This window comes from Hydrogeniiclostridium mannosilyticum, from assembly GCF_003268275.1.
Lineage (GTDB): Bacteria > Bacillota > Clostridia > Oscillospirales > Acutalibacteraceae > Hydrogeniiclostridium > Hydrogeniiclostridium mannosilyticum.
Map to the genome: position 1 here is coordinate 1 of NZ_QLYR01000040.1, position 610 is coordinate 610.

The window sequence follows — 610 nt, forward strand, 5'->3', positions numbered from 1 at the left end:
AGCTTTATTATATCCCATGATTTATTTCCGGCTAATTTCAGTGAAATAAATCCACAGAAAAAAGCCCCGGATCACTCCGGGGCTCTCTTTCTATCTATTCTGTTTTGCCCTTGCCTTCCGCCGCACGCTTGACCGCCGCAAACGCGCCGTTGCTCGCCATGCTCACCAGCGCCGCATTCAGCGGCAGGATTGCCCAGGACGTCCAGTCTGTAAAGTCTCCGATTGCCGCCGTCGCCGCGCACAGAAGCACCAGCGCCAATAGGTAGCTGAGCCATTGTGTCGGCAGCTTCGGGATTAGATTCTTGAGAAACTGGGTCAAAATCCCCGTTGCCGCGGTTGCTCCCGCGAATGTCGCCAGCATTTGCCAGCTGAAAAACTCATCCATGCTGATAGCCTCCGTTTCTTTTCTCGTATTCCTCCTGCAAAAGGCGGTATTTGGCCTTTATTGCCCCGTTTCCGCCCTCCTGCACATATTTCTCACCCGCGATTAACCGCTCCTCCAGGGGGATTTCCTCGCTCATAATGGTGAGCTTTAAGGTGTTCATATAATCATTGTGGGAATACCCCTCCAACCGGTCAATCTTTTCATTCATCCGCCGGAGGTATGCCG

At 52.6% G+C, this 610-nt stretch carries 2 protein-coding genes; both read right to left on the reverse strand.

Annotation, left to right across the window (positions count from 1 at the left end; genetic code table 11):
* Window positions 1-94: 94 nt before the first annotated feature.
* The gene (locus DPQ25_RS14360; protein WP_112333846.1) at window positions 95-385 is read right to left on the reverse strand and encodes a hypothetical protein; all 291 of its coding nucleotides are present in this window, start codon (window positions 383-385) and stop codon (window positions 95-97) included.
* The coding region (locus DPQ25_RS14855) for a hypothetical protein (protein WP_207657312.1) at window positions 378-610 on the reverse strand (233 nt) is incomplete at its 5' end. The genes DPQ25_RS14855 and DPQ25_RS14360, both read right to left, overlap by 8 nt.

Excerpts from the sequence above, each read along its gene's own strand:
- DPQ25_RS14360 (WP_112333846.1), bottom strand. The coding sequence starts at position 385 with ATGGATGAGTTTTTCAGCTGGCAAATGCTGGCGACATTCGCGGGAGCA.